A 14,859-nucleotide genomic window follows, 5' to 3' on the forward strand; every position below is an offset into this window, starting at 1 on the left:
ACCTAATAAGAGAATACAAAGGGAAAATTATGCCTTCTCGCCTTTTTTCAACCAGCGATATCAAAATCCTCAGGCAACTGCAGCAGGCTGGACGCATCACCAACCAGCAATTGGCCGACAAAGTGGGCATGGCCACCTCGCCATGCTGGCGACGGGTGAAACAACTGGAAGAAAGCGGCGTGATTACGGGTTATCAGGCGGTGTTGGACCGGAGAAAACTGGGGCTGGGGATCCTGGCATTTATCCGCGTAAAAATTGACAGCCACAGTGAAGAAGAAGCGCAGCATTTTGAACAGCAGGTTGCCGCGCTGGAACCGGTAATAGCCTGCTTCGCCGTCGCCGGAGACGCCGACTTTCTACTTCAGGTGGTTGCCGAAGATCTCGACAGCTTCTCCACCTTTGCCATGTCGACCATTCGCCGACTGCCGGGGATCAAAGAGATGCAAACCACGCTGGTACTGCGCGAAGTGAAACCCCTGACGCCATTGCCGGTGGCGCTTTAGCGGCTAAAAAAACCTTATCACCGTGATCAGACGACGGACAAAGGCTGTTTTTAGGAAGAGCACACCGTTGGGGTCCTGCCGGGCTTACCCGCCGGAGCGCCCTTGGGTGTGCAATCATAAAGACAACCTGGTCAGCAAACGTATAACACAGGTTAAGGACGTGATTTCACCCCGCTGACTTTACCCCAACACCTTCGTTACACACTGCTTAAACACCCGCACGCCAATCGCCAATGCCTCAAGATCAAAGCGCATCTCTGGGTGATGAAGCCCTGGCGTCAGATTGCAACCCAGTCCCCAGAAGCCCGTTTTCACTTGCGGGCGCTGACGCGGGTAATGGAAGAAATCTTCACTGCCTGGCGTAAACTTGGCTTCGGTCAGTCCCTGCTCGCCCAGTACCTCAACGATAGACTCGGCAATCAACGCCGTCATCTGCTCATCGACAATCGCCGCCGGCATCTCTTTCATCACGCTGATTTCGGCGCTGGCGCCAATCGCCGCTACGCTATGTTTAATTGCAGTAAGCACTTTGGCTTTCAACTCGTCCATAGGCTCATTGTATTGCGAGCGCAGATCCCAACAGACCCGAGCTTCGGCCGGTACCGAATTGGTCACCCCGGCATCACACAGCAAACGCGTGGCTTTGACGCTCCAGGTCAGATTGGGTGCCAAATGAATACTGTTCACCGCCTGAACCGCTGCCACGGCGGCATCCAGGGCATTAATCCCCAGATGTGGACGGGCGGCGTGTGCCGGTGATCCGCTAATCACCGCTTCAACGGTAGCGCAGGCTGAGTAGAGCATGGCTGGCACCGCTTTTCCCTTCGCACACTCTTCAAGCGGACGCAGGTGGAATCCCAGCAACATATCGACATCATCCAGCGCGCCGCCCGCCACCATAGCCAGTGCGCCAGTGCCCAGTTCTTCAGCCGGTTGAAACAGGATCTTCAGGCGCCCATGGCGAACAATACCTTCCTGCATCACCTCTTGCGCGGTCGCCAGCACCACCGAAGAGTGCCCGTCATGACCACAAGTATGGCGGGCCACCAACTGACCATCAATAATATGGCCGAGCGCATCCATATCAGCGCGCAGTGCCAACACCGGTCCCGGCTTACCGCTGTCTAACTCGGCAATAATGCCGGTGGTGCCATTGACGTTACGGGTTACTTTAAAGCCGGCGGTTTCCAGTCTCTGGGCAATATAGGCCGAGGTTTTAAACTCGACCAACCCCAACTCGGGGATAGCGTGCAAATGTTGATAATGTTCCAGTGTTTTCGACACGAGCAATGTCTCCAGTCAAATGGCCGACGACCTGGGATCAGGCAATCACGCGCATAATAATCATCGAAATAATTGAGTTGAGGATGCTGGTCAGCATCAACAGCGGCCAGTATTTTTTCGGCACATCGGCAACGCCCAACAAACGCCCCATATACTGCAATTGTGCGCCCATCAGAAAAATCGCCGGTGCCAGGATGGTAATTTGCGCCGCATCCAGCGTGCCTTTGGTCAGCAAACTGATCGCCACCCCGGTGCCCGCAGAAGAGGACAACCAGGCGGTCAGCAACACTGTCACCGCCTGCCCCGGCAGCCCCAGTAACCCCATTAGCGGTGCAAAGAGATGGCCAATCAGGTTCATCACCCCCAGCAGATTGAGCATCTCTGAAATCACATAGGCCATGACCACATTGGGCATCAGATTGTTGATGGCAATATTGAAACCTTTACGGGCACCAATCACGAAAATATCAAAGGGATTATGGCTAACCTTGGCGATATTACTCATTTTCAAAGTCTCTTTTATAAACAGTATTCAACACAAAGCGGACAAACACCGCGCCGACAAATTTCATCACAAACATCACCAGCAGCGGAATAATCACCGGGATGGTTAGCGAGGCAAACATCGCCGAACCGATGGAGAAATAGTTATTAATCAAGCCGGCACCGGAATACTGCCATGCTCCCATAATTACCACATCCTTCTGGGTGATCTGTTTGTTATCGAACAGCTCTTTACTCAAGGCGGCACCGGCATCGGTACTTTGCAAATCGGTGATTAATGCCAGACCGGTATGACCAGGGATGCCTAATATCGGTTTTAACAAGGGGGTTAATAATTTATGCGCGGCACGGATAGCGCCATAGTGGGTAAATATTTCCAGCATGCCCAGCGCCAGCATCACCGTTGGCACCAGCGATAAAGCAAACATAAAACCGGCTTTGGCACTCACGCCACCGGCACCCAGAAAGGTATTACTGGCCGGATCTTTCATGGTGCCAAATGAGCCACCAAGGGTGGTAAAGTCAAAAGCGCCCAGCCAGGCCATGCCATCAACTTTTAAAAAGGCACCGGAGAACAGCAAGATAACAGCAACCAGCGACACATAGGCGCCTTTGCCAACTTTCCATTGATCGGTATCCGCAGCAGGGGTCTCTTCAGATATTCGCGTGTCGCTCATGGTCTTTCCTTCTTTGCTATAACTTTAAAAAAGCAATCATCGTCAGTCGGGGATCCATTAGCAGTGAGAAAAACAGATCACTGGTCATGTCACCCTGGGTTAGGGTTTGCACTAAAATAATATAGGCAGGAACCGTGCCAGTTTTAATAAATAGAAATAAAAAGAATAAGTGGCTATTTTGACGAAAATAACAACAAAAAAGAAAAAACAATAAATACGAAAAAACCACCCTTAGATAAATAAAGGTAAAAAAGCTGAATTGCACCTGCGGGTAAAATACTGAATATCTTATTGCACCACACTGCAATAATTCGCACCAACCTGGTGCGCAATATTTTACTTATTTGTTCTGGCTAGGGGCTAATCATATTTCCCGCCCCTGATCACCGAGAATGATTTCAGCCAACAACGCAGTTCGTAAGGTAATATCAGCGATAACGATATGCTCATGTTTGGCGTGAATACCCGATCCGGTGGCCCCCAGACCATCGAGAGTGGCGATCCCCATCGCAGAGGTAAAGTTACCGTCACTGCCACCGCCAACAGCTTTCCCCTGCAACTCGACACCGAGGCGTTTTGCCGCCTGCTGTGCCTGACGAAAGAGCGCCAGATTAGCGGCAGTCTGCTCCATCGGCGGACGGGACATTCCGCCAGTCACACTGATCGCCGCGCCGGCAAGGTAAGGCTGACAGGCGTTAATCGCCGCCTCAACCCGCGTGGCCTCGGCGAGATTGGTTACGCGTAGATCGACCCCCAGAATTGCCTCGTCGGCGACGACGTTAATCTTATTGCCGCCTTTGGCGAACCCAACGTTTACCGTGGTGCCGACCTGCGGAGCATTTAAACCATGCAGGTAAAGAATTTGCTGCGCCATCTCCTGTACCGCGCTTATCCCCTCCTCGGGATTGTTGCCGGCATGGGCTGCGCGACCGCTGATCCTGACTTCAAAACGTCCACTGCCCTTGCGGGCAATCTTGGCTTCATTACTGTGGGCAACGGCAGGTTCCGCCACCAAGACTCGCGAGGAGGAGGCAGACTGTTGTTCGATCCATTGACGCGAACTCGGGCTGCCTAACTCCTCATCCGACGGACAAATCAGGCGAATACTATGTTGCGCCAGTCCACCGGTTTGCATCAGTGCGCGAATGGCCCAGATGGCCTGGACCAGGCCACCTTTCATATCCAGCACGCCAGGGCCAAACAGCTTGCCGTCTTTTTCCAGCATCGGGATCTCATCAATATCCCACACCGTATCAAAGTGGCCCAAAATGGTCGTGATCTGCGGTCCCTCACCGATGCAGAACAGCAAATGGTTACCCAGCGTTGGCTGCTCGCATATTTGCGCTCTGACCCCCAGGCGTTCAGCAACAATGCCTTGCAGCACTTCACCGCAGTGATCTACTGCCGCTTTATTCAGTGAAGGCGACTGAGCCTGAACCAGGCGTTTTATATCTCTGAGGATTAACGCGGCATGTTGTTGTAGATAGTGATAGGCAGTTTGCATATAGGCTTCCGGGCTTATGGCGATTTCATCATCATTTTTGATTATCTATAAGCCATCACTTAATATAAATGTCGTTTTAATCACTGTATTGTTGACCTACGAGCAACAGTCAAGAGCCAGCCGCGATGAGCCAAATGTTCCACGAAAAACAGATCAGTTATCTCTATGAAGTCGGTATCCAGGGCGGTATCCGTCGTGCTGCAGATATTCTGGGCATCAATGCCTCGGTGATCAGTCGACAAATTGCCCTGCTGGAACGTACCCTGCAGTTGCCTTTACTTGAGCGTAAAGGACGTACGGTGGTGTTGACCGAAGCAGGCAAATTGCTAGCGGATGATTTTTTTGAAAGCCGTTTACGCCGAGAAAAGCTGGAGCGCCACTTAAAAGATCTGCGCTATATGAAAGGTGGTGCAATCACCATCCGCGTAGGTGCCGGGCTGGTTGATACCTTTGCCGAGCATGTACTGAAAACCTTTGCCGCATCTTATCCCAATGTTTTTGTGGAAATTGTGGCAGGAAATATGCAAGAGACGCTGGCGGCGATCGTCCAGGGTGAAGCGCATATGGCGCTGGCATTTGGGCCAATAGGCAATCCGGAACTGAAAAGACACAGTTTTCCCTGGGGACCAATTTGCGCAGTGGTCAATCCGCAACATCCTATTGCCCATTTGCCAAAAGTCTCCATTGAGGAATTAAGCAAGCATCGGCTTATTTCGCTCAGTGAGACCTTTGGCCTGCAGCGCCATATGAATGCCATGTTTCAAAGCCAGGGTTATCTGTTTACCCCCGCCTACCGTTGTAACCTGTTTTCTACCGCCATGAGCCTGAGCATTTCCGGAATGGGGATATCATTTATGACGGCGCAGGCAGCGGGAGAACGTATCGATCATCATATTCTGGTGGCCGTCCCCATCGACCATCCGATTGCCACCGAAGCGCAATGTCACCTGTTACGCAACTCGGACCGCCGTTTCACCCCGGCAGCCCATCATTTGTGGCAACTATTACTTAATTTTTTCCAGCAAAAACAATAATCACTTTTGGTTTAATATGGGAACTCTGTGGCAGGTTTATTTACATAGCTAGTACCCCCATAAAACAAAAGGAGAGAAGTAGAAAGCTGATAAGAAATGATCCTTCTTCTTTTCAGCGGGATAGCTTCTGTAGTTATTTATGCAAATTAACCTTTCAAATAATCAAATTTATAATCCAGCTCAATATGATCCCGCAGCTACAACTCTCAGTATAACTAACAGTCTGCCGGGCAATAAAAACGCTAAAATAGTAAACAGTAAAATGCAAATTACTGTAAATTGCGGCAAGCCTCTGTTACCTCCCAGTCATAATCAGCCATCGGATTGTGCCATCAGGAATGTTATAAAAAATGTATTGCGATCATTATTGAATTTTATAAAAAGCATCTTGGGCAATCATTCATCCTGCCATCAACCCCAGCCACCATGCATCGGTCAACCCGGCCAGCCTGTTCAGCCAGGTTTGCCTGTTGAACCGGGTTTGCCTATTGCGCCAGGTAAACCAGAGCAAGGACATCCCTGCGTGCCGCGTCCACCTCATAAACCGGGGAATGGTGACGCCTGTCTGCCAACCCCGCCGAATAAACCGGGTAACGGCGATATCTGCGTCCCTGGCCAACCTGGTAATGGACACCCGTGTCGTCCAAAACCTCCTGGGCATCATCATCCCCACTCCCCGGCCACCACCATCCCGGTACTCAACAGGACACCGCCATCTGGCATAATTGCTATGGCCGATAATATCAAACACAAATAAAAACAGACCCAACGGAACATATAGCCAGTCAATTAAATAATTGCCTGAGATAACTAAATGGAGGTGTTCCATGAAAATTTATCACTCGCCAATCGATGCGAGAAGGCTGGAATATGAATTGAAAAAATTAGAAAGATATGCAAAAACACAATTAACCGAGGGGATCTGTCACTCTTTTCATACGTCATTAAATAGTAATAGCAGGATCAGATTTGACTATCACCGAGGAAAAACCCCCGGCAGATAGACATTATCAACCTGTAACAACAACCCGTTAAAAATAACGCCCAGTCATTTATTTTAAATAAGTGGCTGGATGTTTCATTGCCACTCACTGCATCCTTATCAACCTGCAAAGTAAATATTACCATTCAAACGGGTATTGGCATTTCACAAAGTACAATCTTCCGACGCCTCCCCCGCGCATATTATTATAAAACACCTCAAAAAAATAGGAAGTAACAGATACCTCTTTTAAGAACCACGGCAATAGCACATGGTTCTTATATTAAAGAGTATGAAATTTGATAGCTGTGAAAAAACGTTCTTGGCAGTTAGTCGTCTGGAAAAACTTTTTGCTTTAGAAGATCACGTGCTCGCGACAATCGGGAACGAACCGTGCCAATCGGGATTTCCATGCTAAGCGCAATTTCTTTGTAACTGGAATGTTCATTTATTAACATAACAAAAATATCTTTTGTTTCGTCAGGCAATTGAGCTATATGTTTTACCACCTCCTGAAGCAGATTTGATTCCTCAACAGAATAGGAAGGCACCTCTTTATAATCACTTTCAATTGACTCCTCAAAAGCGAACACACCTTCACTCAACGAATACATATTACAATTTTTTTTATTGGTTTTGTAATAATTTTTAATCAAGTTAATTGCTATGCCAAAAATCCATGTTTCCGGTTTTGAGGCGCCGGTAAATTTATTACTATTTATCAACGCTTCAATACAGGTCATTTGGGTTAAATCTTCGGCATCGGCATTATTTGACACTCTCCTTTTTATGAAATTGAATATTTTATCATACTGGTTACATATTACTTCATTCCAATCAACATAAGAGTCATATACTTTTTCCCCGAATGAAGAACTCACCATATAATTTCCTCCATATTGTTTAAGCCTTCCTGGCTCGATATAGTGTAATAACGATATTGCCACAACAAAATCAGACTAATTAATTTAAATATCAAGATAAAATTGCAAAAAAAAATATTTTTTTTGATGTTACAACCAATATGAGTAACAGCGAATTTAATTTAGGCGGCCACTTCATCATTAATAAAAAAATTACGCAGCAACATGGAACCCGACATAAAAAAATGACACTAAAAACTTAATGGCACGATTGAAACAGAAAATACAGGAGACAAACATCAGCAATGGTAACCCGGTGGATCTCAACTGCAATGTAAAATAACGTCAGCAACGGGCACGACAATATAAAAGGTCATCATTAATTTTTAAAATCGAACAAGATGAAATAGAAAAAATAAAATGAATAATTTACTTCAAGTATTGAACAATATTGCTTTGAGTGCGGTAAACCGTTCAGAGATAATTGGTGCCTTCTTTGCCTTTGCAATTATTTTCATGCTTATTATCCCATTGCCCTTGGGGTTGATAGACTTTTTAATTGCGTTAAATTTTTGCCTATCGTCATTGCTTATTGTTTTAGCCATGTATTTACCCTCGCCATTGGCTTTCTCCAGCTTCCCCGCGGTTTTACTGCTGACCACGATGTTTCGTTTGGCGCTGTCTATTTCGACAACGCGTCAAATATTGATCCAGCACGATGGCGGCCATATTGTTGAGGCCTTTGGCAGCTTTGTGGTTGCCGGAAATCTCGCCGTTGGTCTGGTGATTTTTATGATCCTGACCATCGTCAACTTTCTGGTTATCACTAAAGGCTCCGAGCGCGTAGCCGAGGTGGCCGCAAGATTTACCCTTGACGCCATGCCTGGTAAACAGATGTCAATTGATAGCGATCTGCGTTCAGGAATATTAACCGTTGAACAGGCCAAGAAAAAACGCATTGAATTGGCAAGAGAAAGTCAGCTGTTTGGTGCCATGGATGGCGCAATGAAGTTTGTTAAAGGTGACGCCATTGCCGGATTGGTGATCCTGTTAATCAATCTGATTGGCGGGGTAAGTATCGGCGTGCTGCAACAGAATATGGAGGTGGCCGATTCTCTGCATGTCTATTCTATCTTGACCATTGGCGATGGCCTGATTGCGCAAATCCCTTCATTACTGATCTCACTGACTGCCGGGATGATCATTACCCGTGTCTCCTCGGCCACGGAAAATGATGACAGTAATATCGGACGGGAAATAGCGGTACAACTTGCCAGCCAGCCAAAAGCCTGGCTGCTGGCCTCATCAGGTATGTTTGCCTTTTCATTATTACCGGGAATGCCGGCCATTATCTTTCTGGTGCTGGCGCTGCTCACCTTGTCGATTGGCGGCTTTAATTTATGGCGAGTAAAGCGAAATGCTCTTGATAGTATGCAAGATGCGGTCACCGTTGAGCAGGAGTTTAATGGCGAAGAAGACCTGCGAGAATTCAATCCAACGCATCTCTATTTATTGCAATTTTCCACTGACAATCAGTACAACCCGTCCTGTGTGGAATTTATCAAGGATATTCGTCGTCTGCGCAATAAAATCATTTATAAATATGGTTTTACGCTACCGGGGTTTGAAATTGAATATAGCGATAAAATTGCCCAGGATGAGTTTATCTTCTCTGTTTATGAGATCCCCAAGGTGAAGGGTACCTTTAATAGTGAGAAAGTGGCCATAGAAAAAACGCGACTCGACGTAAGCGATACTTATGCAGACGCTATCAGCGTTGGTACGGCGGAACGTCAAGAAGAAAACTGGCTCTGGCTCGACCGCGCCCATCCTTTGCTTAAAGATGAAGCATTACCCTACCAAAGCTCACAACAGCTATTGCTGCCCAGAATAGAAAATGCCTTGCATGACAGTAGTCCGCATTTTATCGGCTTGCATGAAACACACTCATTAATTAAATGGCTTGAGTTTGAACAACCCGAACTGGCTGAAGAGATCCAACGCGTTATTTCCCTGTCGCGCCTTTCGCTGATATTACAGAACCTGGTGGCAGAGCGTATCCCCTTACGTTCGGTGCGTGAAATTGCCGAAGCTATTGTCGAACATGCCAATTATGAAGAAGATATCAATATCCTGGTTGATTTGGTACGCATCTCATTAAAAGACCATATCTGTTACACCTATTCTCAAGATCAGCGCCTTGATGTCTGGTTATTGGATCCAGAAACGGAAGAGCTGTTGCGTGACTCACTGCAACAACATAAAAACGACATATTTTTTCAGTTGCCACAAAATGATATCCATAACCTCTTGCAGCAATTACGCCAGCATCTGCCCACTATCGTTAATCACTCACAGGTGCTGCTGGTCATTCAGGAATTGCGCGGCCCCTTATTTAGGCTTATTCGCGATGAACTTCAGTTTGTCCCTGTTCTCTCTTTCTCGGAATTAAAACCCTACTTATCGATCAATGTGCAAGGTCGCATTGCTATAACCGAAAATATCGATGATATGAGGGACTTCAGTGATTGAATTACGGGTATTAAGTGGATTACACCAGGGGGCAGCACTGCCGTTATACGGTAGCAGTTGGACTATTGGCAATGGCGAAGAAAATGATCTTTATCTTAGTGATCCGCAAATCTCGGCTTCGCATTGCCGATTATTTTATGAACATAACACCTGGTGGATCCAGCCGGTTGAGGGCGAAGTTTCACAGAGTAACGGCGCGCAGATCGCCATGCCCGCGCAACTGTTATTAGGCCACTATTTTTTTGTCGGCGATCTGGCGTTGTGTCTCGATGCGGCTGAAAATTTATGGGACTACAAAATTCCGGCAGCGGAGGGATCACCCGCCAGCGCTGCCCCCCCACTACCGATGACGGAGACAAAGAATAGTCATCAGAAAAAAAACAAAACCGGGCTTGGCCTGTTGGCTATTGTTGCACTTGTGCTGTTTTTTACCCTCAACAGCCTGTTAATTACTAAAGAAAACGTAGCCGCTGGCCAAAGGATCATTCCCGTTAATAAAACCGATACCGAAGACAGACTACGCAAGCAACTCAGAGATCAGGGCTTGACTCTGCGCGTTAGCGTCAATAAATCCGCAAATGAATTAATCGTAAAAGGTAATCTCAGCAAGGAAGAGTTTTTTATAGTTCAACGTATTATTAATAAAATACAACAAGAAAAAGATCCCCGTTACCAAATAAAAAATGAAACACGTATTTATCAGCCAGAGCTGCCGTTTAGAATTGTGCAAATCTCACAGGGAAGCACGCCCAATATTGTAACCGACACCGGTCAACGCATATTTATTGGCGATGAGATAGCCGGGCTAAGGTTAATGGCCATCACCAATACTCAGGTTGAGTTTGCAGGGGATGAATCAATCAAGGTGAATTGGCAATGAATAACTGGCAACCCGCGTTCGAAGACTGGTGTAAAACTCAACTGAACAGGTTAGAAAATAGCTCGCCGGTCACGGTTTATGGCCGTATCAAGGGAATAAAAGGCATTTTGCTGGAAAGCTATTTGCCACAGGCACGTATAGGCGATCTCTGCAAGATCCAAGGTCATCAACGCGAGGCTCTGCTGGCCGAGGTCGTTGGCTTTAATCCGCAATACGTGCTGCTTTCTGCTCTCGGACCACTTGACGGGGTAGCGCAGGAGGCTCTGGTGGTACCTTTGTATCTTCCTCACACCATCAAGGTCTCCGCACACCTGCTGGGTAATGTATTGGATGGCTTTGGCCGCCCGTTGGAAGCCACGGGGACAGGTGCCTTTGTGATCAACAGCAATACACCGGGGGCGGTCAAAGTCTTGCGACCACCGATTATGGCCAGCGAACGTCCGCGTATTGACAGCATATTAACCACCGGTTTACGCGCAATTGACGGTATGTTGACCCTGGGCATCGGCCAGCGCATTGCGGTGTTTGCCGGTGCCGGCTGCGGCAAGACTACGTTGCTGGCCGAGCTGGCGCGCAATGCATCCTGTGATGTGATTGTCTTTGCTCTGGTGGGAGAACGTGGCCGCGAACTGAGGGAATTCCTGGAGCATGAATTAGACGCCGCTCTACGCAAAAAAACCGTTGTTGTCTGTGCCACCTCCGATCGCAGCAGTATGGAGCGTACTCGCGCGGCCTTTACCGCCACTGCCATTGCCGAAGGTTTTCGCGATGAAGGTAAAGACGTCTTGCTGATTATCGATTCGCTAACACGCTTTGCCCGAGCGCAAAGGGAAATAGGCCTGGCGCTGGGTGAACCTCTCGGCCGTGGCGGGTTGCCACCGTCGGTCTATACCCTGTTACCCGATTTGGTCGAACGCGCGGGAAGAGCACCGCAGGGGTCGATTACCGCCATTTATTCTGTGCTGATAGAACAGGATTCAATGAATGACCCGGTGGCCGACGAAGTACGATCCTTGATTGATGGCCATATCATCCTTAGTCGGCGTCTGGTGCAAAACAGCCACTTTCCTGCCATCGATATTTTGCAAAGCCTGAGCAGAATTATGCCCAATATTGTCAACCAGCAACAAATCGATCAGGCCAATATGGTACGTCGGATGATGGCTGCGCATAATGAAGTCGAATTACTGATCCGCCTGGGCGAATATCAACAGGGTAATGATAAATTCACCGATAATGCCATTAACGCCCAGCACCTAATAAATGACTTTTTGCGCCAAAGCCTGCGAGATCCTGCCGATTTTACTGAGACTTTAGATTCATTGGAAAAGGTGAGCCAATATGGTTATGAGTAACGACCAGCCTTTTGTCGATGACGATCTGCCTGGTGACCCTATGGATAAAACCCTGGCAACGTTGCGCCAAATCCGAAACCACCGTTTAGCAGCCAGCAAAAGAAAACTCTTTAAAGAAAAGACATTATTACAATATCTGGAAAAATCATTGCGCCATGAACAACTGACGGCAGATACCCAATATCGGCACTATCAAGCCATCAGGCGCAGTTTTGTTTACGACTTGCAAAAAAGCAACAACTATAAACAGGAGCTGGCAGTCAGGCTGGATAATGAATTAGCCGAAAAAAGAAGGCTGGACAGTATAAAAGAAAATATTCTCGCCATGGAACAGCAAAAAAAGGCACAGCATGAAAGTTTAAAATTAATAAGCAACCAGGTACGCCAGCACGAGATTAAAGTAGAAAAACTTGACTACTTGTACCCCAGACTATGACTGCTATGTCGCAATAGTTCTCTATACCAGATAAAACCTGATCCAGTTGCAGTGGCCAAAGCCACGGAGTTAATTATTTAACACGGAGACCCCCTATGCAGATCGCTCCCTCTGCCCAGCACAATAACGCCGCCAGACTGGCTGAAGCCGATAAAAACCAGGCGGCGACTAACCAAGGGAAAAGCAGGCAGCAACATATTGATTTAAATTATGATAATGAGCTTTTTAAAAAATTGCTGCAACCCGTATCGTCAGCGCTGTTTATCTGTCCCCAGTTGCCTTCGACCGCAACGATTCAGGACACGGCAGCTGGGTATTTATCTACCACGCAGACCATGAAAAATAATATGCAGCAATTGTGTAGCGAGCTCCAGCAACTCATTGGAGATCAGCAATGGTCAGCCAAACTATACCTGCCAGAAATGGGCGAAGTTAATATATTGATTAAGCAAGCAGCGCGCAGTGAACTGAATATCATTTTAACCTTTAACCCCAGTATTATAGCCATGGTAAAACCACACAGAGAATATTGTCGACAAACGCTTACTCGACGGTTAAACAAAAAGATCAGGCTGCATTTCCGTCAACCAGACGAAAAAAGCCAGGAAACTGACTGATGAAACCACGCATTCTTAAAAAACAATCGCGAGAAGAATATAACTGTCGCCATATTATTGGCAACGGTATTACCTACCACTACCAACTGGGTGATGAACAGGGAAGATTAACCTTAACCTTTAGCGAAAGCCCCTTTCCAGAAAAATATCATTCAGTGCAATGTGCCTACGGCGTTATGCACTTTTCAGCGCTGGAACCGGTGCTTAACCTGTTGGCTGACTGCCCGGGTTTACTTCTGCCGCTGGCCGAGAATGACTGGTATTGGCCATTGTTTAATCACGCGATAAGTCGCGACCTGCAACCTTTGCTCGGTGAGCTCTGCCTTATTGAAGATATACGCGCAAATCGGCAGGTAATACTCCATCTGCAGCTATCGCTGGGACAAAATAAAACCAGCAGTCTGCTATCACTGTCGGTCAACACCCTGGCATTACTGATCCATCAACCTGGCTGGCGGGCAAATACTTTGGCCATCAATAAGGACCTCAATTTAGCCTGTCCACTGCTGCTGGCCAGAGTCACGCTGTCGAATGGACGGTTACAGAGTATTAAAGCTGGCGATTTTATTCTCTTTACCAGCCAGCATATTGCCACCTCGGGTCAGGGTGAGATCTGCCTTGGCAATATGCGGCTACGGGGAAAGATACAGTCGAGCCAACCAAATATGAAATTCGCCATCAGCCATGTCGACTGTGTATCGCCCAGCCCAGGCCACCACCACGAAGACCCCGGCGATATCGCCTTTACTTTAGAAAATGAGATCAACCACATGGAAAACAATACCTTTTCGGAGCTGCCGTTAGAACTCACCGTACGATGCGGCACCTTCAACGTTACCCTGGATGAATTAAAAAAAATCGGCGTTGGTTCCTCACTGCTGATTAGCCAGGCACAGCTTGACCAGGCAACGTTATATTATCAGGACACCGCGCTGGCCCGAGGTGAACTGGTGGATATAGAAGGCAGTCTGGGTTTGCAAATAAAATTGATTATGCCGGGATGGCAGCATAACGAGAGCAGGAATATCAAATGACCAGCGTTGAGCAATTTAATCCACTTATCCTCACTTTATTTCTGGCAGGTTTAACACTACTCCCCATTTTTATGATTATTTGCACCTGCTTCTTAAAAATCGCCATGGTGCTGTTATTAACCCGTAATGCGCTTGGTGTTCAACAGATCCCGCCCAATATGGCATTGTATGGTATTGCCCTGGCCGCAACGATGTTTGTAATGGCACCCACCTGGAATAATATCTCCGACATTATGACGGCGGCACCGCCGGATCTGCAATCTACCGAAAAATTGAAGTATTTCTATAATGAAGGGCTGGCACCGCTAAAACACTTTATGTCGACCAATACCGATCCGGCGATTGTTGATCGCATTATCGAAAGCAGTATGCGCATCTGGCCAAAGGAGATGCATATCAATAGTGACAAACAAAATATATTCATTATCGTTCCTGGTTTTGTGCTTTCCGAACTACAGAGTGCTTTTAAAATAGGTTTTATTATTTTCATTCCATTCCTGGCTATAGACCTAATTGTATCGAATATATTACTGGCGCTAGGGATGCAAATGATATCGCCAATCATGGTTTCCTTACCCATCAAGATCCTGTTATTTGTCGCTGTCAATGGCTGGACGCGATTACTTGAGGGGTTATTTCTTAACTACCAATGAG

At 47.2% G+C, this 14,859-nt stretch carries 15 protein-coding genes; 10 read left to right on the forward strand and 5 right to left on the reverse strand.

All coding sequences use genetic code 11. The annotated features are described in order from the left end of the window. Positions 1-29 precede the first annotated feature (29 nt). The gene (locus GW590_RS00545; protein WP_169401087.1) at positions 30-503 is read left to right on the forward strand and encodes an Lrp/AsnC family transcriptional regulator; all 474 of its coding nucleotides are present in this window, start codon (positions 30-32) and stop codon (positions 501-503) included. Between the two features lie 180 nt (positions 504-683). On the opposite strand, the gene GW590_RS00550 is transcribed toward GW590_RS00545, so the two are convergent. The 4 genes from GW590_RS00550 to GW590_RS00565 form a co-directional block, all read right to left on the reverse strand. Beyond that, positions 684-1,787 carry an amidohydrolase gene (locus GW590_RS00550; protein ID WP_169401088.1) on the reverse strand — a complete coding sequence of 368 codons (1,104 nt, stop codon included), beginning with the start codon at positions 1,785-1,787 and terminating at the stop codon, positions 684-686. 37 nt (positions 1,788-1,824) lie between these two features. Then, positions 1,825-2,292, reverse strand: a complete 468-nt coding sequence (locus tag GW590_RS00555; RefSeq protein WP_169401089.1) for a YjiG family protein — start codon at positions 2,290-2,292, stop codon at positions 1,825-1,827. Beyond that, entirely contained in the window at positions 2,285-2,968 is a 684-nt protein-coding gene (locus GW590_RS00560; protein WP_169401090.1) for a nucleoside recognition domain-containing protein, read from the reverse strand. Before GW590_RS00560 ends, GW590_RS00555 begins: the two co-directional genes overlap by 8 nt. A gap of 364 nt (positions 2,969-3,332) precedes the next feature. Next, a complete protein-coding gene (locus GW590_RS00565) occupies positions 3,333-4,472 on the reverse strand; it encodes a M20 family metallopeptidase (RefSeq protein WP_169401091.1) in 1,140 nt (379 codons plus the stop codon). Between the two features lie 134 nt (positions 4,473-4,606). Between GW590_RS00565 and GW590_RS00570 the strand changes: the two genes are divergently transcribed. Both GW590_RS00570 and GW590_RS00575 read left to right on the forward strand, forming a co-directional pair. Beyond that, positions 4,607-5,506, forward strand: a complete 900-nt coding sequence (locus tag GW590_RS00570; protein ID WP_211186602.1) for a LysR family transcriptional regulator — start codon at positions 4,607-4,609, stop codon at positions 5,504-5,506. A gap of 139 nt (positions 5,507-5,645) precedes the next feature. Next, positions 5,646-6,263: a hypothetical protein gene (locus GW590_RS00575; RefSeq protein ID WP_169401093.1), complete on the forward strand. Its 618-nt coding sequence runs from the start codon at positions 5,646-5,648 to the stop codon at positions 6,261-6,263. A 554-nt stretch (positions 6,264-6,817) separates the two neighbouring features. Here GW590_RS00575 and GW590_RS00580 read toward each other — a convergent pair. Next, entirely contained in the window at positions 6,818-7,372 is a 555-nt protein-coding gene (locus tag GW590_RS00580) for an RNA polymerase sigma factor (protein WP_169401094.1), read from the reverse strand. Between the two features lie 399 nt (positions 7,373-7,771). Between GW590_RS00580 and sctV the strand changes: the two genes are divergently transcribed. The 7 genes from sctV to sctR all read left to right on the forward strand — a co-directional run bounded on the left by sctV (position 7,772) and on the right by sctR (position 14,858). Then, entirely contained in the window at positions 7,772-9,883 is a 2,112-nt protein-coding gene (sctV, locus tag GW590_RS00585; protein ID WP_169401095.1) for a type III secretion system export apparatus subunit SctV, read from the forward strand. Beyond that, on the forward strand, positions 9,876-10,763 hold the full coding sequence (locus GW590_RS00590) for an FHA domain-containing protein (protein ID WP_169401096.1): 888 nt from the start codon (positions 9,876-9,878) through the stop codon (positions 10,761-10,763). Before sctV ends, GW590_RS00590 begins: the two co-directional genes overlap by 8 nt. Then, positions 10,754-12,118, forward strand: a complete 1,365-nt coding sequence (locus tag GW590_RS00595) for a FliI/YscN family ATPase (RefSeq protein ID WP_408014895.1) — start codon at positions 10,754-10,756, stop codon at positions 12,116-12,118. The genes GW590_RS00590 and GW590_RS00595 overlap by 10 nt, the downstream gene beginning before the upstream one ends. After that, a complete protein-coding gene (locus GW590_RS00600) occupies positions 12,111-12,554 on the forward strand; it encodes a hypothetical protein (protein WP_169401098.1) in 444 nt (147 codons plus the stop codon). Before GW590_RS00595 ends, GW590_RS00600 begins: the two co-directional genes overlap by 8 nt. Before the next feature lie 95 nt (positions 12,555-12,649). After that, positions 12,650-13,171 carry a hypothetical protein gene (locus GW590_RS00605; protein ID WP_169401099.1) on the forward strand — a complete coding sequence of 174 codons (522 nt, stop codon included), beginning with the start codon at positions 12,650-12,652 and terminating at the stop codon, positions 13,169-13,171. Beyond that, complete coding sequence (locus GW590_RS00610) at positions 13,171-14,205, forward strand: FliM/FliN family flagellar motor switch protein (protein WP_169401100.1); 1,035 nt, start codon at positions 13,171-13,173, stop codon at positions 14,203-14,205. Before GW590_RS00605 ends, GW590_RS00610 begins: the two co-directional genes overlap by 1 nt. Then, entirely contained in the window at positions 14,202-14,858 is a 657-nt protein-coding gene (sctR, locus tag GW590_RS00615; protein ID WP_169401101.1) for a type III secretion system export apparatus subunit SctR, read from the forward strand. Before GW590_RS00610 ends, sctR begins: the two co-directional genes overlap by 4 nt. Position 14,859 lies beyond the last annotated feature (1 nt).

This window comes from Rouxiella aceris (assembly GCF_012933545.1).
In the GTDB taxonomy this organism is placed as follows: Bacteria; Pseudomonadota; Gammaproteobacteria; order Enterobacterales; family Enterobacteriaceae; genus Rouxiella; species Rouxiella aceris.